The sequence below is a fragment of the Pseudomonas sp. Z18(2022) genome (genome assembly GCF_036346535.1).
GTDB lineage: Bacteria > Pseudomonadota > Gammaproteobacteria > Pseudomonadales > Pseudomonadaceae > Aquipseudomonas > Aquipseudomonas yamanorum_A.
Window position 1 is genome coordinate 508,855 of record NZ_JAOTOA010000003.1, and the last position, 20,976, is coordinate 529,830.

The window sequence follows — 20,976 nt, forward strand, 5'->3', positions numbered from 1 at the left end:
GCTCCCTATGAGTATAAACACGCCACGCCATGGAAAAATTCCCCCCAGGCGAGATAGTCTGGCGGGATGATTACCGGCGAGAGGTTCGAATGGTCAGGCGTTTACTTCCCGGGTTGATGCTGCTGTTGCTCGGCGGCTGTTCCAGCGTGAGTTATTACAGTCAGTTGGCAGACGGCCAACTGCAATTGCTGCGGGCCCGGGAGCCGGTCTCCAAGGTCATCGCCGACCCCTCGCGCCCGCAGCTGCTGCGCGAGCATTTGGCGCAGTCGCAAAAAGCCCGCACCTTCGCCAGCGAACACCTGCACCTGCCGGATAACCAGAGTTACCGTCTGTATGCCGATATCGGCCGCCAGTACGTGGTCTGGAACGTCTTCGCCACGCCTGAATTTTCCCTCTCGCCCCAGACCCACTGCTTCCCGATTGCCGGTTGCGTGGCCTATCGCGGTTACTACAACCAGGGTGCCGCGCGCGGCCAGGCGGCGTTGTTGAAGCAGCAAGGCATGGACGTGTCGATTGGCGGCGTCGAGGCCTATTCCACCCTGGGTTGGTTCAACGATCCGATCATGAACTCGATGATGAATTGGGGCGATGAGCGCCTGGCCACGCTGATTTTTCATGAGCTGGCGCACCAGCGGTTTTATGTGAAGGACGACACCGAGTTCAACGAGTCGTACGCCACCTTTGTCGAGCAGGAAGGCACCCGCCAGTGGCGTGCAGCCCAGGGTTTGCCGCCTGCCAGTGAGTCGACGTTGAAGCAGCGCGACCAGTTCACCCGGCTGGTGCTCGACACCCGCAAGCGCCTGGAACAGTTGTACACCCAGCCGCTGGCGGCAGATGCCATGCGTGAGGCGAAGGCGGCCGAATTCGAACGCCTGCGCCGTGACTACCGGCAAATGCGCGATAGCCAGTGGGCCGGCGACAAGCGCTATGACGCCTGGATGAACCTGCCGATGAACAACGCAAGGTTGTTGCCGTTTGGTCTGTATGACCAGTGGGTGCCGGCGTTTGCCGCGTTGTTCCGGGAGGAAGGCGGGGATTGGGTGAGGTTTTTTGTAGCGGTGGAGAGGCTGGGCGGGTTGCCGGTGGATCAGCGTAAGGCGGCACTGAGAACACTGGAAGCCCCGTAGCAGCTGTCGAGCCCCAGCGAGGCTGCGTAGGCCGCACTGCACAGATCAAGCCAGGCTGGAACCGAGTCGCGCCCGACGCAGCCTCGCTGGGGCTCGACAGCTGCTACGAGATTGTTTTATGGCCGTTGCAAAAACGCCTGATGCATCTCGGCCAACGTTTCAAAATGCCAGGTCGGCGCCTCGGCACTCAGTTCCTCATGGCTGCCAAATCCATAACCCACCGCCGCCGAATCCAGCCCATTGCTGCGGGCACCAATCAGGTCGTGCTTGCGGTCGCCAATCATCAAGGTGCTGGCCGGGTCCAGGCCTTCTTCTGCCATAAGGTGCGCAATCAGCTCGACCTTGTTGGTGCGAGTGCCGTCCAGCTCGCTGCCGTAGATCACTTTGAAGTGCCGGGCAAAATCAAAGTGTCGGGCAATTTCCCGGGCAAACACCCAAGGTTTGGACGTGGCCACATACAGCTGGCGGCCCTGGCCGTTCAGTGCCTCCAGCAGCGGCATCACGCCGTCAAACACCCTGTTTTCATACAGACCGGTGACCTTGAAGCGCTCGCGGTAAAAATTCACCGCCTCCCACGCCTTGGCCTCGTCGAAGCCGTAGAACTGCATGAAGGCTTGCAGCAGTGGCGGGCCGATGAAGTGTTCGAGTTTGGTCAGGTCCGGCTCATCAATGCCCAGTTTGGCGAGGGCGTACTGGATCGAGCGGGTGATGCCTTCGCGCGGGTCGGTGAGGGTGCCATCGAGGTCGAACAAAACGGTTTGGTAATGCATGGGGATCCTTGTCATTGGTCGAAGCCCTCGGCCAGGTGCAGGTCTTTGAGCTTCACGTAGTTCGCCGCGCTGTAGGTGAAAAACGCCCGTTCCTTGTCAGTCAGCGGGCGGATTTGTTTAACCGGGCTGCCCACATACAAAAAGCCGCTCTCGAGTTTCTTGCCCGGCGGTACCAGGCTGCCGGCACCGATGATCACGTCGTCTTCCACCACGGCGCCATCCATCACAATGCTGCCCATGCCGATCAGGATGCGATTGCCCACCGTGCAGCCATGCAACATGACCTTGTGGGCGATGGTCACGTCGTCACCGATCAGCAGCGGGAAGCCATCAGGATTGAAGGGCCCTGCGTGGGTAATGTGCAGCACGCAGCCGTCCTGCACGCTGGTGCGCGCACCGATGCGGATGCGGTGCATGTCGCCGCGGATCACCGTCAGCGGCCATACCGAGCTGTCGTCGCCGATTTCGACGTCGCCGATCACCACCGCCGACGCATCGACGAAAGCCCCGGCGGCCAAGGCCGGCGTGTGATTCTGGTAGGTGCGAAGGGTCACGATAGGCTCTCTCTCTTCTGCTGATAGCTGCGGTGGGCGTTGATTGTAATTAAGATGGCCCCATCTTTGTTCTTACATGTTTCTTCAGCCAAGGTGCCAACCGTGAGCGCGAACAACCCTCTTCTGCAGTCCTACGACCTGCCGCCGTTCTCGGCGATCCGTGCCGAGCACGTACAGCCGGCCATCGAACAGATCCTCGCCGACAACCGTGTTGCCATCGAAGGCATCCTGCAAAGCCAGGGTAAAAATCCGACCTGGGCCGGGCTGGTCCTGGCCATGGACGAACTCAATGACCGTTTGGGCGCCGCCTGGAGCCCGGTCAGCCACCTGAACGCCGTGTGCAACAGCGCCGAACTGCGCGAAGCCTACGAGGCGTGCCTGCCGGCGTTGAGCGCCTACTCCACCGAGATGGGCCAGAACCGCGAACTGTTCCAGGCCTTTGAAGCCTTGGCGAACAGCCCGGAAGCCGCCGGCTTCGACGTGGCGCAAAAAACTATCCTGGAACATTCCCTGCGTGACTTCCGCCTGTCGGGTATCGATTTGCCGCCGGAGCAGCAAAAACGTTATGCCGAAGTGCAGAGCAAGCTCTCCGAGCTGGGCAGCAAGTTCTCCAACCAGTTGCTCGATGCCACCCAGGCTTGGACCAAGCACGTCACCGACGAAGCGACCCTCGCCGGCCTGACCGATTCGGCCAAGGCACAAATGGCCGCCGCCGCCCAGGCCAAAGGCCTCGACGGCTGGCTGATCACCCTGGAATTCCCGAGCTACTACGCGGTGATGACCTACGCCCACGACCGCGCCCTGCGTGAAGAAATCTACGCGGCCTACTGCACCCGTGCGTCGGACCAAGGCCCGAATGCCGGTCAGAACGATAACGGCCCAGTCATGGAACAGATCCTCGACCTGCGTCAGGAGCTGGCACAACTGCTGGGCTTCGCCTCGTTCTCCGAACTGAGCCTGGCCACCAAAATGGCCGAGTCCAGCGACCAGGTGCTGAGCTTCCTGCGGGACCTGGCCAAGCGCAGCAAGCCGTTCGCCACCCAGGACCTGCAACAGCTCAAGGCTTACGCTGGCGAACAAGGCTGCCCGGACCTGCAAAGCTGGGACAGCGGTTTCTACGGCGAAAAGCTGCGTGAACAACGCTACAGCGTCGCCCAGGAAGCCCTGCGCGCCTACTTCCCGATCGACAAGGTGCTCAGCGGCCTGTTCGCCATTGTTCAACGCCTGTACGGCATCGAGATCGCCGAGCAGAAAGGCTTCGACACCTGGCACCCGGACGTCCGCCTGTTCGAAATCAAGGAAAACGGCCAACACGTCGGCCGTTTCTTCTTCGACCTGTACGCCCGCGCCAACAAGCGTGGCGGTGCCTGGATGGACGGTGCCCGGGACCGTCGCCGCACTGTTGACGGCGTGCTGCAAAGCCCGGTGGCCAACCTGGTGTGCAACTTCACCCCGGCCGACAGCGGCAAGCCTGCCCTGCTGACCCACGATGAAGTGACTACCCTGTTCCACGAATTCGGCCACGGCCTGCATCACCTGTTGACCCGTGTTGAACACGCTGGCGTGTCCGGCATCAACGGCGTGGCCTGGGATGCGGTGGAGTTGCCGAGCCAGTTCATGGAGAACTGGTGCTGGGAGCCCGAAGGCCTGGCGTTGATTTCCGGTCACTATGAAACCGGTGAGCCGCTGCCTCAGGACCTGCTGGAAAAAATGCTCGCGGCGAAGAACTTCCAGTCCGGCCTGATGATGGTGCGCCAGCTGGAATTCTCGCTGTTCGACTTTGAGCTGCACGCCACTCACGGCGACGGCCGCAGTGTGTTGCAGGTGCTTGAAGGCGTGCGTGACGAGGTCTCGGTGATGCGTCCGCCGGCCTACAACCGCTTCCCGAACAGCTTCGCGCACATCTTTGCCGGCGGTTACGCGGCGGGTTATTACAGCTACAAGTGGGCGGAAGTGCTGTCGGCCGATGCCTTCTCCAAGTTCGAAGAAGATGGCGTACTCAACGCCGAGACAGGCCGGGCGTTCCGCGAGGCGATTCTGGCCCGTGGCGGCTCCCAGGCGCCGATGGTGCTGTTCGTCGATTTCCGCGGACGTGCGCCGTCGATTGACGCACTCTTGCGCCACAGCGGCCTGAGTGAGGACGCGGCAGCATGAGTGAAGCACCTGTGAAAACCAAAAAACGCTTTATCGCCGGGGCGGTCTGCCCGGCGTGCAGCGAGCCGGACAAGTTGATGATGTGGAGCGAGGACGACGTGCCGCACCGCGAATGCGTGGCCTGCGGTTATTCCGACACGCTCAATGAGCAAGGTCTGTCAGTGCCCAAGGAATTGGGTACGCGGGTGAATACCTCGGCCCTGAAAGCACCGGATCCCAAGGTGCAGGCGGTGCAGTTCTTCCCTAATCCGAAGTTGAAAAAAGACTGACGGGTTTACGCCCCCTGAGCGGATGGCTCAGGGGGTGATCACCAAGGCTGTTTTTTCTGCTGTCGCGTCTTTGGCGGTGTCCGCGGTATTCAGCCAGCTTTTCATCGAGCACAGTGCAAAGGCGCTGGTGCTGCACTCACCGTTGGCCAGTGCCGTGCGTAACTTGTCGACATCGGCCTTCATCATGTAGCGAACGCCGTCTTTAAAGCCGCTGCTTGCGCCAAAGCCACCCAAGGTCATTTCGCTCAGCGCCTCCTCCTTGGTCCACCCCTGAACCACCACCCGATACATCGCCGCCATCAGGCCGGTGCGATCGGAGCCGTGTTTGCAGTGCATCAGCACCGGGCCGCTGGCTTCGGCGTCCTGAATGGCACGCAGCGCCGCGAGCACATCGGCGTCGTCGACGTGGTTGGTGCGATAGGACAACTGCACCTGATTGATTCCCGGTGTTTTCAGCCAGCTGGCATCGGACTCCGGTAGAAAGTTAATCACCGTACCTATCTTGAGTTTTTCCAGTACAGGAACAGCGCCGCTATCCGGCAGAGCGCTGCGATAGAGCGTGGGCGTCATTTGATACAGGTTGTATTGGCTTCCCACTGGCTGAGCCCATTCCAGTGAACGCATGGGCGTGAGCTCTTCGGCGTGGGCCTGCACGGTGGAAAACAGCGCCATGAACGCCAGGCTGAGGGCAGGCAGTAATTGATGGTTGAACATGGGCGATGTAACCGAATAGGAAAGGGCTGATGGGGCCCAGATTCGCCCAAGGGGGGTCAATGCCGCGTGAGGCTCTCGTCAAAGAATCGTGAACGGCTGCTGTTTTTTCCGGCTGAATCGATTCTCCTCGATCCTTAGCCTGCTATCCTTTGTAACTATTGATTGCTGCTGTGTTCTATCCCTTTGGGTCCTTTGGATCCCATTTTCTGCCAAAACTAATAAGTTGCTCCTCGAAGCGACTGATAAATCCGTGACCACATGATGAGGTGCCACCATGTCTGATCAAGATCAAGACAACCCCCGGCGTGAGTTTTTGCGCAAATCCTTGACCTTGATCCCGGTGGTCACTGTCGCCAGCACGGGCCTGGGCGGTTCGATGCTGATGGCGGTTCCCGAGCCGGTTCAAGCCAGTTCCGAAAAAGCGCCAGTCAGCAGCAAGGTCTATGAGCCGAGCTATTTCACTGCCGAGGAATGGGCCTTTATCAACGCGGCGGTTGCCCGCTTGATCCCGGCTGACGACCAAGGCCCAGGCGCCCTGGAAGCCGGAGCACCGGAATACATCGACCGTCAGATGAACACGCCGTACGCGGCTGGCGCCCTGTGGTTCATGCAGGGCCCGTTCAATGCCGACGCGCCGCCTGAAATGGGCTGGCAGAGCAAATTGGTGCCCAAGGAGATCTATCGCCTCGGCATCGCCGCCACGGATGCCTGGTCGAAAGCGATGAACGGCAAGCTATTTGCCGAGCAAGACAGCGCTACCCAGGAAAAATTGCTCCAGCGTCTGGAGGCCGGCGACGCGCAGTTCGACAGCGTTCCGCCGAAGATTTTCTTCAACCTGCTGCTGCAAAACACCAAGGAGGGGTTCTTCTGCGACCCGGTCCACGGTGGCAACAAAGGCATGGTCGGCTGGACCATGATCGGCTTCCCCGGCGCCCGCGCCGATTTCATGGATTGGGTTGAACGCAACGAGCAATACCCCTTCCCGGCTGTTTCGATCCGTGGCGAGAGGGCATAAACGTGGCGACCATCATGAAGAAAGTGGATGCAGTGATCGTCGGCTTCGGCTGGACCGGCGCGATCATGGCCAAGGAGCTGACAGAGGCGGGCCTCAACGTGGTAGCGCTGGAGCGCGGACCGATGCAGGACACTTATCCCGACGGCAACTATCCCCAGGTCATCGACGAATTGACCTACAGCGTGCGTAAAAAACTCTTCCAGGACATCTCCAAGGAAACCGTGACCATTCGCCATAGCGTGAATGACGTCGCAATGCCGAACCGCCAACTGGGCGCTTTCCTGCCCGGCAACGGCGTCGGCGGTGCCGGCCTGCATTGGTCGGGCGTGCACTTTCGGGTGGACCCGATCGAGTTGCGCATGCGCAGCCATTACGAAGAGCGCTATGGGAAAAACTTCATTCCCAAGGACATGACCATCCAGGATTTCGGCGTCAGCTACGAAGAGCTGGAGCCGTTCTTCGACTATGCCGAGAAAGTCTTCGGCACCTCCGGCCAAGCCTGGACGGTGAAGGGCCAGCTGGTGGGCGAAGGCAAGGGTGGCAACCCTTACGCGCCGGATCGCTCGAATCATTTCCCGCTGGAATCGCAGAAGAACACCGTGTCCGCACAGCTGTTCCAGAAGGCCGCTGCCTCCGTGGGGTACAAACCCTACAACCTGCCTTCCGCAAATACATCGGGGCCATACACCAACCCCTACGGCGCGCAGATGGGCCCGTGCAACTTCTGCGGCTTCTGCAGCGGTTACGTTTGCTACATGTATTCCAAGGCTTCGCCGAACGTGAACATCCTGCCGGCGTTGCGCCAGGAGCCCAAGTTCGAACTGCGGCCCAATTCCCACGTGCTGAAGGTCAACCTCGACAGCACCAAGCGCAAGGCCACCGGCGTGACCTACGTCGACGCCCAAGGCCGCGAATGCGAGCAGCCGGCGGACCTGGTGATCCTTGGTTCATTCCAGTTCAACAACGTGCGCCTGATGCTGCTGTCGGGCATCGGCAAACCCTACGACCCGATCTCCGGCGAGGGCGTGGTGGGGCGGAACTTTGCTTACCAGAACATGGCTACCATCAAGGCGTTCTTCGACAAGGACGTGCACACCAACAACTTCATCGGCGCCGGCGGCAATGGCGTGGCGATCGATGACTTCAACGCCGACAACTTCGACCATGGGCCTCACGGTTTCGTGGGCGGCTCGCCAATGTGGGTCAACCAGGCGGGCAGCCGACCGATTGCCGGTACTTCCAACCCGCCGGGGACGCCAGCCTGGGGCAGCGCCTGGAAGCGCGCCACCGCCGATTACTACACCCACCAGGTGTCGATGGATGCCCACGGCGCCCATCAATCCTACCGTGGTAACTACCTTGATCTTGACCCGGTTTACCGCGATGCCTACGGCTTGCCGCTGCTGCGCATGACCTTCGACTGGCAGGAAAACGACATCAAGATGAACCGCTTCATGGTCGACAAAATGAGCAAGATCGCCGAAGCCATGAACCCCAAGGCGATTGCCCTGCTGGGCAAAAAAGTCGGTGAGCACTTCAACACCGCGGCCTACCAGACCACTCACCTCAATGGTGGCGCGATCATGGGCACCGACCCGAAAACCAGTGCCTTGAACCGCTACTTGCAGTGCTGGGACGTACACAACGTGTTTGTCCCGGGCGCCTCCGCGTTCCCACAAGGCTTGGGCTACAACCCTACGGGCCTGGTGGCGGCGCTGACCTACTGGTCGGCGCGGGCGATTCGTGAGCAGTACCTGAAAAACCCCGGCCCACTGGTTCAGGCATAAGGAGCGATGACCATGAAAGCATTTGTTATCGCGTCCCTGGCCTTGTTCAGCAGTTGCTCGGTGAGTGCGGCTGAAACCGACCTGGTCAAACAGGGTGAATACTTGGCCCGAGCGGGTGACTGCGTGGCCTGTCACACCGCCAAGGGTGGCAAGCCGTTCGCCGGTGGCCTGCCGATGGAAACCCCGATCGGCACTATCTACTCCACCAACATCACCCCGGACAAAACCGGCCTGGGCGACTACAGCTTCGAAGACTTCGACAAGGCCGTGCGCCATGGCGTCGCCAAGAACGGTAGTACCCTTTACCCGGCAATGCCCTACCCGTCTTATGCGCGGGTGAGCGAAAGCGACATGCAGGCGCTGTATGCGTACTTCATGAAGGGCGTCGAGCCGGTGGCGCAGGTGAACAAGGACAGTGACATTCCCTGGCCGCTGAGCATGCGCTGGCCGTTGGCGGGATGGCGCTGGATGTTTGCGCCCAAGGTCGAGGATTACAAGGCCGAGGCGGGTGCCGATCCGGTGACCAGCCGTGGCGCGTATCTGGTGGAAGGCCTCGGTCACTGTGGCGCCTGCCACACGCCACGGGCGCTGACCATGCAAGAAAAGTCCCTGAGTGCGACAGATGGCAGTACGTTCTTGTCCGGCAGTGCGCCGCTGGAAGGCTGGATTGCCAAGAGCCTGCGGGGTGATCACAAGGATGGCCTGGGGAGCTGGAGCGAGGAACAGCTGGTGCAGTTCCTCAAGACCGGCCGCAGTGATCGTAGTGCAGTGTTTGGTGGCATGAGCGATGTTGTAGTCCACAGCATGCAGTACATGTCCGAAGAAGACCTGACGGCTATCGCCCGTTACCTCAAGAGCCTGCCGGCGGTGGATCCCAAGGATCAGCCGCACCAATACGACAAACAGGTCGCCGACGCGCTGTGGAAGGGCGATGACAGCAAGCCGGGGGCCTCGGTGTACATCGACAACTGCGCGGCCTGCCACCGTACTGACGGCCATGGCTACACCCGAGTATTCCCGGCGTTGGCGGGTAACCCGGTGTTGCAGACAACGGACGCCACTTCGTTGATCAACATCGTGTTGAACGGCGGCACGTTGCCGGCTACGCATACGGCGCCTTCGACCTTCACCATGCCGGCGTTTGCCTGGCGGTTGTCGGATCAGGAAGTGGCAGATGTAGTGAACTTTGTGCGAGACAGTTGGGGTAATAAAGCAAATGCGGTGACAACTTCACAAGTTGCAACACTGCGAAAAAATACTGCGGTTGTCAGGGAGGAATAAACTTCCGATTACACTGTAAGTGTGCCGGCCTTGTAATTATTTATATATAAGGCCGGCACCTAGTCTCTAATTATCGGCGAGCACAGGTTTTCGCAAAAGTATTGGCAAGGATCAAGAATAGAGCTTTGTCTTCATCATCATAATCCCCGTCATTGTCCAGGTCTGTGGGCGAGGAAGTCGTGTCGTAGTGCCCGTCTTTATTGGAAGAAGAGGCATACATCGCGTACGAAAGTTTACCTTCGGTAAAGCGTTCCAGCAGAACTTCCGGGCTGTTGTCTTTTTCAAAGTCTTCGCACGTCAAACGTAGTTCATCCTGAGACATAAATATCCTTTGGGTGTGGAGTGAATTAAGGCGCTGATCATAGCGATGTACTTAAAGCTAAATCCATGCCTCATATGTGGCGATTTATTTCATATTTAATTAGAAGTAGGAAGTTGCGTTTTTGCCTGTGTGAGGACTGTTATGGCTCTCGCCTGCTGAACGGTGCTGGCCGAACACATGATCTTCGAATACTGTATATGCATACACATATCGAGGTCTGACCATGAGCATTCCTTTGCCGCCTCGCGGGCGCGGCACGGCCACCAACCTGCACAACCGTTTTGCGCCCACCGTCAGCGTGGCTGAAGACGACGGCTGGTATCAGGAAGTGCCACAGACCCAGGGCACCGAAGTCCGTATCGAAACCGCGAAAACCATCATCACCCGCAACAGCTCGCCGGATATCCCGTTTGACCGGGCAATCAACCCGTACCGCGGCTGTGAGCACGGCTGTATCTATTGCTATGCGCGGCCCAGTCACGCCTATTGGGACCTGTCGCCGGGGCTGGATTTCGAAACCAAGCTGATCGCCAAGACCAACGCTGCCGAAGTGCTGGAGCAGCAATTGTCGAAACCGGGCTACACCTGCGCGCCGATCAACCTGGGCTCCAATACCGACCCGTACCAGCCCATCGAGCGCGAGTACAAGATCACCCGGCAGACCCTCGAAGTGCTGCTGCGCTATCGTCATCCGGTGACGATCATTACCAAGGGCTCGCTGATCCTGCGCGACCTCGACCTGCTGACCGAGCTGGCACAGCAGCGGCTGGTGGCCGTGATGATCAGCCTCACCAGCCTGGACGATGAGCTCAAGCGCATTCTCGAGCCACGCACCGCGGCGCCCAAGGCCCGGCTGCGGGCGATCCGGGTGATGCGCGAGGCAGGGATTCCGGTAGGCGTTTTGTGTTCGCCGATGATTCCGATGATCAACGACAGCGAGCTGGAAAGCCTGCTTACCGAAGCCCATGCCGCTGGGGCACAAAGCGCGGCGTACATGATGCTGCGCCTGCCCCTGGAGGTGGCACCGCTGTTCGAGGAGTGGCTGGCGGCTCATTACCCGCAGCGGGCGGCCCATGTGATGAGCCTGGTGCGCCAGGTGCGCGGCGGTGAGGTCTACGACAGTCGCTTCGGTGTACGCATGCGCGGCGAAGGGCCGTTTGCCGATCTGTTGGCGCAACGTTTCGCCAAGGCGATCAAACGCTTGGGGCTGAACCGCCGGGAAGGGTTTAATCTGGATTGCACGGCGTTTTGTCCGCCGGGCAGACAGATGGCATTGTTGTAGACTGCTGGGTAAAAGCGCATTGCCTTGCAGGCATGGTCGCGTTTTGACATCACTGAGAGCCCCGATCTAGAGCGGTTCATTCAGTTTCAGTTAAGTTTCGGCGGGTACCTTGTTCATCGAGTGACTAATGAGTCGGCGCCATGGTCTGCGCGCCAACCGCACTGGAAAACTCCCCTGCTCCAACCAAGAGGATGAATCATGAGTGACAAGGATAAACAGCCGTTGGCTGTGTCGGCTTCAGCCCCTCACGAGGCGGAGTCCGCCGATGCAGCGCTGCAGCACATCGTTGAAGGCTTTTTGCATTTCCATAACGAGATCTTTCCCCAGCAGGAAGAACTCTTCAAAAAACTCGCCACGGCCCAGAGCCCACGGGCGATGTTTATTACTTGCGCCGACTCGCGCATCGTTCCCGAGCTGATCACCCAAAGCTCCCCGGGCGACTTGTTCGTGACCCGTAACGTCGGCAACGTCGTGCCGCCTTATGGGCAGATGAACGGCGGTGTTTCCACGGCCATCGAGTACGCGGTGCTGGCCCTTGGCGTGCAGCACATCATCATTTGCGGTCACTCCGACTGCGGCGCCATGCGCGCGGTGCTCAACCCCTTGAGCCTGGAAAAAATGCCCACCGTAAAGGCTTGGCTGCGCCATGCCGAGGTCGCCAAGACCATGGTCCAGGACAACTGCGATTGCGCCAACGAGCACGAGAGCATGCACGTGCTGACCGAAGAAAACGTAATCGCCCAGTTACAACACCTGCGCACCCACCCGTCGGTGGCCTCGCGCATGGCCAACGGGCATCTGTTCATCCATGGCTGGGTCTATGACATCGAGACCAGCGAAATCAGGGCCTACGATGCGGATCAGGCAGCGTTCCTGCCTTTGAACGGCACCCAGCCGATCCCATCCGCGACGCCTAAAGCGCGCTTCTAAAACAATCCCCCTGTCGGGTAAAGCGATGGCTGCCATTCGAGCAGCCAGGCCTTGCCACGCCCGGCGAATGCCTCGGGAGAGTCATCATGCGTGCTGCTCAATTAAAAGCTGTACTGCCACGGGAGCTGCTGGCCTCCGTGGTTGTGTTTCTGGTCGCCCTGCCGTTATGCATGGGGATCGCGATTGCTTCCGGGATGCCACCGGCCAAGGGCCTGATCACCGGGATCATCGGCGGTTTGGTAGTGGGTTGGCTGGCGGGGTCGCCGCTGCAAGTCAGCGGGCCGGCGGCGGGTTTGGCGGTGCTGGTGTTCGAGTTGGTGCGCCAGCATGGCATGGCCATGCTCGGGCCGATCCTGTTGCTGGCGGGCTTCCTGCAACTGGTAGCCGGGCGTTTGCGCCTGGGCTGCTGGTTTCGCGTCACTGCGCCGGCGGTGGTGTACGGGATGCTGGCGGGGATCGGGGTGCTGATTGTCCTGTCTCAAGTGCATGTGATGCTCGACGGTGTGCCAAAACCTTCCGGGCTGGATAACCTCGCCGGCTTTCCGGCGGCGTTGGTCCAGGCGATACCGACCCTCGGTGGCGGCCTCGGTTGGCAGGCCGGTTTGCTCGGGCTGTCGACGATTCTGGTGATGTGGCTGTGGGACAAGTTTCGCCCGCAAAAACTGCGCTTCGTGCCGGGCGCCCTGCTCGGTGTGGGCTTGGCGACGGTTACCAGCCTGGTGCTGGCGCTGCAGGTCAAGCGTGTGGAGGTGCCGGAAAACCTCGCCGATGCCATCGACTGGCTGCGCCCCAGCGACCTGCTGAACCTGGCAGATCCCAACCTGTTGATCGCCGCGTTCGCCGTGGCGTTTATCGCCAGCGCTGAAACATTACTTTCGGCGGCGGCGGTCGACCGTATGCACGCCGGGCAACGTTCCGATTTCGACAAGGAATTGTCGGCACAAGGTGTGGGCAACATGCTGTGTGGCCTGGTGGGCGCCCTGCCGATGACCGGCGTAATCGTGCGCAGCTCGGCCAACGTCCAGGCCGGCGCCACCACGCGGCTGTCGGCGATGTTCCACGGCTTGTGGTTGCTGGCGTTCGTGCTGTTGCTGTCCAGCGTGCTGCAAAGCATTCCGGTGGCAAGCCTGGCGGGCGTGTTGGTGTACACCGGGATCAAGCTGGTGGACATGAAGGCGTTTCGTGGCTTGGCGCGTTACGGACGGATGCCGATGTTCACCTACGCGGCGACGGCCCTGGCGATCATCTTTACCGACCTGCTGACGGGTGTATTGGTGGGCTTCGGGCTGACGCTGGTCAAGCTCGCGTTCAAGGCTTCACGCTTGAAGATAAGCCTGATCGACCTGCCGCCGGAGGGCGAGATGGAGCTGCGCTTGACGGGGGCTGCGACCTTTCTCAAGGTGCCGGCGTTGACCCAGGTGTTGTCGACGGTACCTGCCGGGACGACCGTGCACGTGCCTCTCAGTAACCTGAGTTACATCGACCACTCCTGCCTTGAGCTGCTGGAGGAATGGGGGCGGGCGAATGCGGCCAAGGGCTCGACGCTGGTGATCGAGGCGCGAGGGTTGAAGCGCAGGTTGGAAGGCAGAGTCAGGACAACGACCGGGATAGGTTCAGCTGCTGTGTGATCCCTGCATAACCCCGTGGGAGCCGGGCTTGCCCGCGATGGCGTTAGATCAGCAAAGAATGTATTGGCTGATACACCGCTATCGTGGGCAAGCCCGGCTCCCACATTTGATCTATGTCGGTCGGGAGATTTAGGCCGGCTGGTCCAGCTCAAGCCCCACACCCAACTGCCGCGACAGGCACGGCCAGCGTTTCCACGCGGCTTCCGTGTCCGGGCTCTTGAGCTTGTCGCGGTAAGTCTCGACCGACTCCAGCGCAAAGCTGTCTTCGTTGAGCATCTCATCCACCGCGTGGTGCACCGCTTCATCCAGCTGGTTGGCAAATGTCTCGCCGATCAACTGGTGGGCAATCACGTTCGCCACGGTGGTATCGAGCGGGATCAACGGCTGGCCGAAGTGCTTGATATACAGATCGTTGACCTCTTCCACCAGCCGATGCGCCAGGTAAGCCTCGTCCAGCAAACCGTCCAGGCCCTCATGCCCGGCCAGGATCGCTGGCGGCTGCAGGAAGAAATGCTCGGCGATTTTCAGTACCGGTTTGATCTGGCTCTCAATGCCGGCTTCACGGGCGACATCGTTGGCCGCGTCCAGCAAATCCGGGACCTGGTCGATGTAGGCGCTGACAAAACGCGTCATCACGCCCTTGGCGTCGACATCAGGCAGGGCGATCGCCGGGTGCAGGTGCGGTAACTGAACTTCCAGCTGCTGAGCAAGCTGGCCAGTGCTGGATTCGTGTTGATGGGCACGGGAAATCTGCTCGCGCAATGCGGCGGTGTTCATGAAAGCTCCAGTGGTGCAGGCGTAGGAAATAGGGAGAGCATAAGGTAGCTCGTTTATACGAGAGCCTAAGACGCATTTGTCATAATTATTTCATGGTTATGCACTGCTGTTATATCAAATCGCCATCGTTCGTCGGATAAGTCGCTCCACTTGTCCTGTTGTGTGGTCGGTTCGTCCATTTTCGTTCATTTGCCCGATCACATTGCGGGGTGGCGGTCGCTGTCTATACTCGGTTTTGTACGCAATTAGCTGATGACGCCCGACTGCATGAGCAGGCAAGGCTTAGCGGTTGTAAGCAGTATGGAAGCCGCTCCCTTGGCCGCAGGTGCAAACCGGCGGGATAACAAGAACGATAAGGGGAACCCGCAATGACGCGACATCCACATGTTTGGATGGGCCTACTGTTGTGGTCAGTATTCGGCCAGGCGCAAGCCGCCTGGACAACGAATATGGCGCCAGGGGCCACTGAAGTCAGTCACGCCGTGTTTGACCTGCACATGACCATTTTCTGGATTTGTGTAGTGATCGGCATTGTCGTGTTTGGCGCGATGTTCTGGTCGATGATCGTTCACCGGCGCTCCACGGGCCAGGTGGCGGCCAAGTTCCACGAGAGTACGACGGTGGAGATTCTCTGGACCGTGGTGCCGCTGTTGATCCTGGTGGCGATGGCCATTCCGGCCACCAAGACGCTGATCAACATCTACGACAGCACCGAGTCGGATATCGATATCCAGGTCACCGGCTACCAGTGGAAGTGGCACTACAAATACCTGGGCCAGGATGTGGAGTTTTTCAGCAACCTGGCCACGCCCGCCGAGCAGATCCATAACCAGGCCGTCAAAGGCGAGCATTACCTGCTGGAAGTCGACCAGCCGCTGGTACTGCCGGTGGGCGCCAAGGTGCGTTTCCTGGTGACGGCCGCCGATGTGATCCACTCGTGGTGGGTGCCGGCGTTTGCGGTCAAGCGCGATGCGATTCCCGGCTTCGTCAACGAGGCCTGGACCCGGGTCGAGAAGCCCGGCATCTACCGCGGCCAGTGCGCCGAGCTGTGCGGCAAGGACCATGGCTTCATGCCCATCGTGGTTGAGGTCAAGTCCAAGGCCGACTACGACACCTGGCTCGGCGAGCGCAAGGAAGAGGCGGCCAAGCTCAAGGAGCTGACCTCCAAGGAATGGACCCTGGATGAGCTGGTGGCCCGTGGCGACAAGGTTTACCACACCACCTGCGTAGCCTGTCACCAGGCCGAAGGCCAGGGCTTGCCGCCGATGTTCCCGGCGCTCAAAGGCTCGCCGATCGCCACGGGAGCCAAGGAAGACCACCTGCACCGCGTGTACTTCGGCAAGCCCGGCACCGCCATGGCGGCGTTCGGCAAGCAACTGTCGGAAGTCGATATCGCGGCGGTCGTGACCTACGAACGCAACGCCTGGGGCAACAACAAAGGCGACATGGTCACTCCTAAAGACGTGCTGGCTCTGAAACAGGCGGAAAGCAAATGACTTCCTTCATTGCGTATTCCCTGAACCGTCCCGCCCACTCGTTCGCAGGAGAAAAGCCATGAGCGCTGTGATCGATGACCACGGTCATGCCGGTGACCACGCTCACGGCCCCGCCAAGGGCCTGATGCGCTGGGTGCTGACCACCAACCACAAAGACATCGGGACCATGTACCTGTGGTTCAGCTTCGCCATGTTCCTGCTCGGCGGCTCGTTCGCCATGGTGATCCGCGCCGAGCTGTTCCAGCCGGGCCTGCAGATCGTGGAGCCGGCGTTCTTCAACCAGATGACCACCATGCACGGCCTGGTGATGGTGTTCGGGGCGGTGATGCCGGCGTTTGTCGGCCTGGCCAACTGGATGATCCCGTTGATGATCGGCGCGCCCGACATGGCCCTGCCGCGCATGAACAACTTCAGTTTCTGGCTGTTGCCGGCGGCGTTCCTGATGCTGGTGTCCACCCTGTTCATGCCCGGCGGCGGGCCGAACTTCGGCTGGACCTTCTACGCCCCGCTCTCCACCACCTATGCGCCGGAAAGCGTGACCTTCTTCATCTTCGCCATCCACCTGATGGGCATCAGCTCGATCATGGGCGCGATCAACGTGGTCGCCACCATCCTCAACCTGCGCGCTCCCGGCATGACCCTGATGAAAATGCCGCTGTTCGTCTGGACCTGGCTGATCACAGCCTTCCTGCTGATCGCGGTGATGCCGGTGCTGGCGGGTTGCGTGACCATGATGCTGATGGATATCCACTTCGGCACCAGCTTCTTCAGTGCCGCCGGCGGCGGTGACCCGGTGCTGTTCCAGCATGTGTTCTGGTTCTTCGGGCATCCCGAGGTGTACATCATGATCCTGCCGGCCTTCGGCGCCGTCAGCTCGATCATCCCGACCTTCTCGCGCAAGCCGCTGTTCGGCTACACCTCGATGGTGTACGCCACGGCGAGCATCGCGTTCCTGTCGTTCATCGTGTGGGCGCACCACATGTTCGTGGTGGGCATCCCGCTGGTGGGCGAGCTGTTCTTCATGTACGCCACGCTGCTGATCGCGGTGCCCACGGGGGTGAAGGTGTTCAACTGGGTGAGCACCATGTGGCAAGGCTCGCTGACCTTCGAGACGCCGATGCTGTTCGCCGTGGCCTTCGTGATTCTGTTCACCATCGGCGGGTTCTCCGGGCTGATGCTGGCCATCGCCCCGGCTGACTTCCAGTACCACGACACCTACTTCGTGGTGGCGCATTTCCATTACGTACTGGTGCCTGGCGCGATCTTCGGGATCTTCGCCTCGGCCTACTACTGGCTGCCGAAATGGACCGGCCACATGTATGACGAAACCCTGGGTAAGCTGCACTTCTGGCTGTCGTTCGTGGGGATGAACATGGCGTTCTTCCCGATGCACTTCGTAGGACTTGCCGGCATGCCGCGTCGGGTGCCGGACTACAACCTGCAGTTCGCCGACTTCAACATGGTCTCCTCCATCGGTGCCTTCACCTTTGGCGCGACGCAGATCTTCTTCCTGTTCATCGTCATCAAGTGCATCCGTGGCGGCCCGCCCGCGCCGGCCAAGCCGTGGGATGGCGCCGAAGGGCTGGAGTGGAGCATCCCTTCGCCCGCGCCGTATCACACCTTCACCACGCCGCCGGAGGTCAAATGAACACCTCCCTACCCTGTGGGAGCTGGCTTGCCTGCGATGGCATCACCTCGGTGTGCCTGAAAAACCGAGTTGCCAGCATCGCGGGCAAGGCAGCTCCCACAGAAAAGCCATTCACAGAGCATTCATTCGTAGGTGGCCGCCATGCTTGAGTCCGTGCCCATCAAGCGCCTTGTCACACGGCTGCTGATCCTGGTGGTGGCGATGTTCGCCTTCGGCTTTGCCCTGGTGCCGATCTACGACGTGATGTGCAAGGCGTTCGGCATCAACGGCAAGACCGCCGGGCAGTACGAAGGCGAGCAGGTGGTGGACCCGACGCGCCAGGTGCGTGTGCAGTTTTTGTCCACCAATGCCATCGACATGGTCTGGGAGTTCCACTCCAAGGCCGACGAGGTGGTGGTCAACCCTGGCGCGGTCACCGAGATGCTGTTCGTGGCCTACAACCCCACCGACAAACCGATGACGGCCCAGGCGGTGCCGAGCATTTCGCCCGCCGAGGCGGCGATGTACTTCCACAAGACCGAGTGTTTTTGCTTCACCCAGCAAGTGCTGCAGCCAGGCCAGCGCATAGAGATGCCGGTGCGCTTCATTGTCGATCGCGACATGCCCAAGGATGTGAAGCATTTGACCCTGGCGTACACGCTGTTCGATATCACCGCGCGCCAACCGCCCGTGGCTGTCCATACCGGCGGCTAGGCGTTGCTTGCGGGCTCGATTAGGAGAACGAATACATGTCGACTCATGATACGTACTACGTACCAGCGCAAAGCAAATGGCCAATAATTGCCACGTTGGGCATGCTGATTACGGTGTTCGGGCTGGCTACCTGGTTCAACGACCTGAAGGCCGCACGCCCGGAATCCCACGGCCCGCTGATCTTTTTCGTCGGCGGCCTGCTGCTGGCCTACATGATGTTTGGCTGGTTTGGCGCGGTGATCAAGGAAAGCCGTGCCGGTTTGTACAGTTCGCAGATGGACCGCTCCTTTCGCTGGGGCATGACCTGGTTCATCTTCTCCGAGGTGATGTTCTTCATCGCCTTCTTCGGTGCGCTGTTTTATGTACGGCATATGTCGGCACCGTGGCTGGCGGGCGAAGGCCACAAGGGCATCGCCCACATGCTGTGGCCGAACTTCGAATTTGCCTGGCCGCTGCTGAACAATCCTGACCCGAAACTGTTCCCGGCGCCCAAGGGCACCATCAGCCCGTGGGGCCTGCCGCTGATCAACACGATCTTGCTGGTGAGTTCCAGCGTGACCATCACCATCGCCCACCACGCCTTGCGCAAAGGCCATCGCGGCGCGCTGAAGATCTGGCTGGCGATCACCGTGCTGCTGGGTTGGGCGTTTCTCGGCTTCCAGGCCGAGGAATACATCCACGCCTACAAGGAACTGGGCCTGACGCTGGGTTCCGGCGTGTACGGCGCGACCTTCTTCATGCTCACCGGTTTTCACGGCGCCCACGTGACCATCGGCACGATCATTTTGTTTGTGATGCTGATGCGCATCCTGAAGGGGCATTTCAACAACGAGCACCAGTTCGGTTTCGAGGCGGCCAGTTGGTATTGGCACTTTGTGGACGTGGTGTGGATCGGGCTGTTTTTCTTCGTTTACGTGCTTTGAGGATTTTCACCAGGGCGCATGAGACACCAGCTGGCCGCTGAAGAACCCCCAGGTGATCAGCCCCAGGGTGATCACGGCCAGCACCACACGCACGGTCAAGGCAGTGACGAGGCGATTGGAGTTGCCCTCGTCCTTGACCAGGAAGAACAAGCCACTGAACAGGCTCACGACGGTAGCAATCAGCATCAGGGCAATGGCTGCTTTGAGCATGGTGGGCTCCGGGGCTCTTTTTTGGAGGGGGCGAGCAATGAGATTCAGTATAGCCAGCGCAGCACCGACCTCTGCGGCAATGCCATGAAACCCTTTCGCCCCGGTATTGCGCCGACGCTGGTGGTGCTTGTGCTGTTGCCGTTGCTGGTGTTCCTCGGCTTTTGGCAACTGTCCCGTGGTCACGAAAAACAGGCGCTGCTGGAAACCTACGCCGAGCGCCGCGCTGCCGAGCCCATGAGCAGTACGCAATTGCAGGCCACCGAAGATCCGGCGTTCCGTCGTGTGCATTTGCGCGGGCAGTTCGACGCCGAGCACAGCGTGTTGCTGGATAACCGCTTTCGTGACGGCAAGGTCGGCGTCGAGTTGCTGCAACCGTTCCATGATCAGGCCAGCGGCCAGTGGCTGTTGCTCAATCGCGGCTGGCTGCCCTGGCCGGACCGGCGCACGCCGCCCGCTTTCAATACCCCCGAACAACCGCTGAATGTCGACGCTTGGGTCTATGTAGCCCCGGGCGAGACCTTCCAGCTGCACGCCGATCCGGCGGGCGCAAAGTGGCCGCGATTGCTGACTGCACTGCATCCCGAAGCATTGTGGGCCGAGTTGGATCGCAGCGGATTCGCCTATGAAGTGCGGGCTGAAGCGGGCCCGGCCACCTACGAAACCAACTGGCCCGTGGTTGCCATGGGCCCGGAAAAACACCTGGGCTATGCCGTGCAGTGGTTCGCCATGGCGGTGGCGCTGTTCGGTCTTTACCTCTACCTCGGATGGCACAACACAAAAAAGGAGAAGCGCCATGGGAGCGGCCATGAATCCACTCAACATGTCTGACGCGCCAGCAGCGCCCAATCGGCGCAAGGGCCGCTGGCAACTGATCCTGATCCTGCTGATGGTGATCGGCCCGATGGTGCTCGCCACCTTCATGTACAAGCTGCAGTTCTGGGTGCCGGACAGCCGCAGCTACCACGGCGAGATGATCGGCAATGGCCAGACCCGCGCCGACATCGGCGTGCAGGCCGACGAAGACCGCTGGCAACTGCTGGTCACCGCACCCACGGCCTGCGCCGCCGACTGCCAGCAACTGGTGTACCTCGCACGCCAACTCCAGATCGGCCTGGGTCGTGACGCCTCCCGCGCCAGCCACGCCCTGGCCAGCGCGCAGCCGGTAAGCACTGCCTACGACGCCAAGCTCAAGGCCGAATACCCGCAACTGCAGCGTTATTCCCTGGACCTGTCGACCTTCAATAAAGACGCCGCCGCCCAGGGCAGCGGTGATGCCCAGCTGTGGATCGTCGACCCCCACGGCAACCTGGTGCTGCGCTACGACGCCCGGGTCAAGGGCAAGGACCTGCTCAACGACCTGCGCCTGCTGTTGAAACTGTCGAACATCGGATAAGGA

The 20,976-nt window shown here is 60.5% G+C and carries 21 protein-coding genes; 15 read left to right on the forward strand and 6 right to left on the reverse strand.

Features of this window, described 5'->3' with window-relative positions:
• The first annotated feature begins 89 nt into the window (after positions 1-89).
• Positions 90-1,127 (forward strand): aminopeptidase, encoded by a 1,038-nt coding sequence (locus tag V3W39_RS10390; protein WP_177043579.1) that lies wholly within the window; start codon positions 90-92, stop codon positions 1,125-1,127.
• A 116-nt stretch (positions 1,128-1,243) separates the two neighbouring features.
• Here V3W39_RS10390 and V3W39_RS10395 read toward each other — a convergent pair whose 3' ends face one another.
• Both V3W39_RS10395 and V3W39_RS10400 read right to left on the reverse strand, forming a co-directional pair.
• Entirely contained in the window at positions 1,244-1,897 is a 654-nt protein-coding gene (locus V3W39_RS10395) for an HAD family hydrolase (protein WP_177130062.1), read from the reverse strand.
• 11 nt (positions 1,898-1,908) lie between these two features.
• Positions 1,909-2,451: a gamma carbonic anhydrase family protein gene (locus tag V3W39_RS10400; protein WP_177112297.1), complete on the reverse strand. Its 543-nt coding sequence runs from the start codon at positions 2,449-2,451 to the stop codon at positions 1,909-1,911.
• Positions 2,452-2,505: 54 nt separating this feature from the next.
• Between V3W39_RS10400 and prlC the strand changes: the two genes are divergently transcribed.
• Both prlC and V3W39_RS10410 read left to right on the forward strand, forming a co-directional pair.
• On the forward strand, positions 2,506-4,605 hold the full coding sequence (prlC, locus tag V3W39_RS10405; RefSeq protein WP_177130058.1) for an oligopeptidase A: 2,100 nt from the start codon (positions 2,506-2,508) through the stop codon (positions 4,603-4,605).
• A complete protein-coding gene (locus V3W39_RS10410; protein WP_003214872.1) occupies positions 4,602-4,874 on the forward strand; it encodes a YheV family putative zinc ribbon protein in 273 nt (90 codons plus the stop codon). Before prlC ends, V3W39_RS10410 begins: the two co-directional genes overlap by 4 nt.
• A 27-nt stretch (positions 4,875-4,901) precedes the next feature.
• On the opposite strand, the gene V3W39_RS10415 is transcribed toward V3W39_RS10410, so the two are convergent.
• Positions 4,902-5,588 (reverse strand): phosphatase domain-containing protein, encoded by a 687-nt coding sequence (locus V3W39_RS10415; RefSeq protein WP_330212613.1) that lies wholly within the window; start codon positions 5,586-5,588, stop codon positions 4,902-4,904.
• Between the two features lie 274 nt (positions 5,589-5,862).
• On the opposite strand from V3W39_RS10415, the gene V3W39_RS10420 reads away from it, so the two are divergent.
• From V3W39_RS10420 to V3W39_RS10430, 3 genes are read left to right on the forward strand one after another with little or no spacing between them, the layout of a single operon-like run.
• Positions 5,863-6,603 (forward strand): gluconate 2-dehydrogenase subunit 3 family protein, encoded by a 741-nt coding sequence (locus tag V3W39_RS10420; protein WP_259201124.1) that lies wholly within the window; start codon positions 5,863-5,865, stop codon positions 6,601-6,603.
• Between the two features lie 2 nt (positions 6,604-6,605).
• Positions 6,606-8,390 (forward strand): GMC family oxidoreductase, encoded by a 1,785-nt coding sequence (locus tag V3W39_RS10425; protein ID WP_177079081.1) that lies wholly within the window; start codon positions 6,606-6,608, stop codon positions 8,388-8,390.
• 12 nt (positions 8,391-8,402) lie between these two features.
• A complete protein-coding gene (locus V3W39_RS10430; RefSeq protein WP_330212598.1) occupies positions 8,403-9,671 on the forward strand; it encodes a cytochrome c in 1,269 nt (422 codons plus the stop codon).
• Between the two features lie 70 nt (positions 9,672-9,741).
• Here the strand turns inward: V3W39_RS10430 and V3W39_RS10435 are convergent, their stop codons facing one another.
• Positions 9,742-9,993 carry a hypothetical protein gene (locus tag V3W39_RS10435; RefSeq protein WP_177043572.1) on the reverse strand — a complete coding sequence of 84 codons (252 nt, stop codon included), beginning with the start codon at positions 9,991-9,993 and terminating at the stop codon, positions 9,742-9,744.
• 223 nt (positions 9,994-10,216) lie between these two features.
• Here V3W39_RS10435 and V3W39_RS10440 point away from each other — a divergent pair, with 223 nt between their 5' ends.
• From V3W39_RS10440 to V3W39_RS10450, 3 genes are all read left to right on the forward strand, one after another.
• Complete coding sequence (locus tag V3W39_RS10440; RefSeq protein WP_177079079.1) at positions 10,217-11,275, forward strand: PA0069 family radical SAM protein; 1,059 nt, start codon at positions 10,217-10,219, stop codon at positions 11,273-11,275.
• Between the two features lie 198 nt (positions 11,276-11,473).
• Positions 11,474-12,205: a carbonic anhydrase gene (locus V3W39_RS10445; RefSeq protein ID WP_177043570.1), complete on the forward strand. Its 732-nt coding sequence runs from the start codon at positions 11,474-11,476 to the stop codon at positions 12,203-12,205.
• An 86-nt stretch (positions 12,206-12,291) separates the two neighbouring features.
• Positions 12,292-13,833: a SulP family inorganic anion transporter gene (locus tag V3W39_RS10450; RefSeq protein WP_177043569.1), complete on the forward strand. Its 1,542-nt coding sequence runs from the start codon at positions 12,292-12,294 to the stop codon at positions 13,831-13,833.
• A gap of 129 nt (positions 13,834-13,962) precedes the next feature.
• Here V3W39_RS10450 and V3W39_RS10455 read toward each other — a convergent pair whose 3' ends face one another.
• The gene (locus V3W39_RS10455) at positions 13,963-14,610 is read right to left on the reverse strand and encodes a hypothetical protein (RefSeq protein ID WP_177043568.1); all 648 of its coding nucleotides are present in this window, start codon (positions 14,608-14,610) and stop codon (positions 13,963-13,965) included.
• A 368-nt stretch (positions 14,611-14,978) separates the two neighbouring features.
• Here V3W39_RS10455 and coxB point away from each other — a divergent pair, with 368 nt between their 5' ends.
• The 4 genes from coxB (at position 14,979) to V3W39_RS10475 (ending at position 19,370) form a co-directional block, all read left to right on the forward strand.
• The gene (coxB, locus tag V3W39_RS10460; protein ID WP_177043567.1) at positions 14,979-16,106 is read left to right on the forward strand and encodes a cytochrome c oxidase subunit II; all 1,128 of its coding nucleotides are present in this window, start codon (positions 14,979-14,981) and stop codon (positions 16,104-16,106) included.
• Between the two features lie 58 nt (positions 16,107-16,164).
• Positions 16,165-17,754 (forward strand): cytochrome c oxidase subunit I, encoded by a 1,590-nt coding sequence (gene ctaD / locus V3W39_RS10465; protein ID WP_177043566.1) that lies wholly within the window; start codon positions 16,165-16,167, stop codon positions 17,752-17,754.
• A 141-nt stretch (positions 17,755-17,895) separates the two neighbouring features.
• Complete coding sequence (locus tag V3W39_RS10470; RefSeq protein WP_008439615.1) at positions 17,896-18,447, forward strand: cytochrome c oxidase assembly protein; 552 nt, start codon at positions 17,896-17,898, stop codon at positions 18,445-18,447.
• Between the two features lie 35 nt (positions 18,448-18,482).
• Complete coding sequence (locus tag V3W39_RS10475; RefSeq protein ID WP_177043565.1) at positions 18,483-19,370, forward strand: cytochrome c oxidase subunit 3; 888 nt, start codon at positions 18,483-18,485, stop codon at positions 19,368-19,370.
• 6 nt (positions 19,371-19,376) lie between these two features.
• On the opposite strand, the gene V3W39_RS10480 is transcribed toward V3W39_RS10475, so the two are convergent.
• Positions 19,377-19,580 (reverse strand): twin transmembrane helix small protein, encoded by a 204-nt coding sequence (locus V3W39_RS10480; protein ID WP_010168612.1) that lies wholly within the window; start codon positions 19,578-19,580, stop codon positions 19,377-19,379.
• Between the two features lie 84 nt (positions 19,581-19,664).
• Here V3W39_RS10480 and V3W39_RS10485 point away from each other — a divergent pair, with 84 nt between their 5' ends.
• Together V3W39_RS10485 and V3W39_RS10490 are read left to right on the forward strand one after the other, a co-directional pair.
• Complete coding sequence (locus tag V3W39_RS10485; protein ID WP_330212599.1) at positions 19,665-20,408, forward strand: SURF1 family protein; 744 nt, start codon at positions 19,665-19,667, stop codon at positions 20,406-20,408.
• Positions 20,374-20,973: a hypothetical protein gene (locus tag V3W39_RS10490; protein ID WP_177043563.1), complete on the forward strand. Its 600-nt coding sequence runs from the start codon at positions 20,374-20,376 to the stop codon at positions 20,971-20,973. Before V3W39_RS10485 ends, V3W39_RS10490 begins: the two co-directional genes overlap by 35 nt.
• The last annotated feature ends 3 nt before the right edge of the window (positions 20,974-20,976 follow it).

Bases quoted from the DNA above. Each gene is read 5' to 3' on its own strand.
- V3W39_RS10455 (WP_177043568.1), bottom strand. From the start codon at position 14,610: ATGAACACCGCCGCATTGCGCGAGCAGATTTCCCGTGCCCATCAACAC.
- V3W39_RS10490 (WP_177043563.1), top strand. From the start codon at position 20,374: ATGGGAGCGGCCATGAATCCACTCAACATGTCTGACGCGCCAGCAGCG.
- V3W39_RS10410 (WP_003214872.1), top strand. From the start codon at position 4,602: ATGAGTGAAGCACCTGTGAAAACCAAAAAACGCTTTATCGCCGGGGCG.
- V3W39_RS10395 (WP_177130062.1), bottom strand. From the start codon at position 1,897: ATGCATTACCAAACCGTTTTGTTCGACCTCGATGGCACCCTCACCGAC.
- V3W39_RS10480 (WP_010168612.1), bottom strand. From the start codon at position 19,580: ATGCTCAAAGCAGCCATTGCCCTGATGCTGATTGCTACCGTCGTGAGC.
- V3W39_RS10475 (WP_177043565.1), top strand. From the start codon at position 18,483: ATGTCGACTCATGATACGTACTACGTACCAGCGCAAAGCAAATGGCCA.
- V3W39_RS10435 (WP_177043572.1), bottom strand. From the start codon at position 9,993: ATGTCTCAGGATGAACTACGTTTGACGTGCGAAGACTTTGAAAAAGAC.
- V3W39_RS10390 (WP_177043579.1), top strand. From the start codon at position 90: ATGGTCAGGCGTTTACTTCCCGGGTTGATGCTGCTGTTGCTCGGCGGC.
- V3W39_RS10485 (WP_330212599.1), top strand. From the start codon at position 19,665: ATGAAACCCTTTCGCCCCGGTATTGCGCCGACGCTGGTGGTGCTTGTG.
- V3W39_RS10470 (WP_008439615.1), top strand. From the start codon at position 17,896: ATGCTTGAGTCCGTGCCCATCAAGCGCCTTGTCACACGGCTGCTGATC.
- V3W39_RS10415 (WP_330212613.1), bottom strand. From the start codon at position 5,588: ATGTTCAACCATCAATTACTGCCTGCCCTCAGCCTGGCGTTCATGGCG.
- V3W39_RS10420 (WP_259201124.1), top strand. From the start codon at position 5,863: ATGTCTGATCAAGATCAAGACAACCCCCGGCGTGAGTTTTTGCGCAAA.
- V3W39_RS10430 (WP_330212598.1), top strand. From the start codon at position 8,403: ATGAAAGCATTTGTTATCGCGTCCCTGGCCTTGTTCAGCAGTTGCTCG.
- coxB (WP_177043567.1), top strand. From the start codon at position 14,979: ATGACGCGACATCCACATGTTTGGATGGGCCTACTGTTGTGGTCAGTA.
- ctaD (WP_177043566.1), top strand. From the start codon at position 16,165: ATGAGCGCTGTGATCGATGACCACGGTCATGCCGGTGACCACGCTCAC.
- V3W39_RS10445 (WP_177043570.1), top strand. From the start codon at position 11,474: ATGAGTGACAAGGATAAACAGCCGTTGGCTGTGTCGGCTTCAGCCCCT.
- V3W39_RS10450 (WP_177043569.1), top strand. From the start codon at position 12,292: ATGCGTGCTGCTCAATTAAAAGCTGTACTGCCACGGGAGCTGCTGGCC.
- V3W39_RS10440 (WP_177079079.1), top strand. From the start codon at position 10,217: ATGAGCATTCCTTTGCCGCCTCGCGGGCGCGGCACGGCCACCAACCTG.
- prlC (WP_177130058.1), top strand. From the start codon at position 2,506: ATGGCCCCATCTTTGTTCTTACATGTTTCTTCAGCCAAGGTGCCAACC.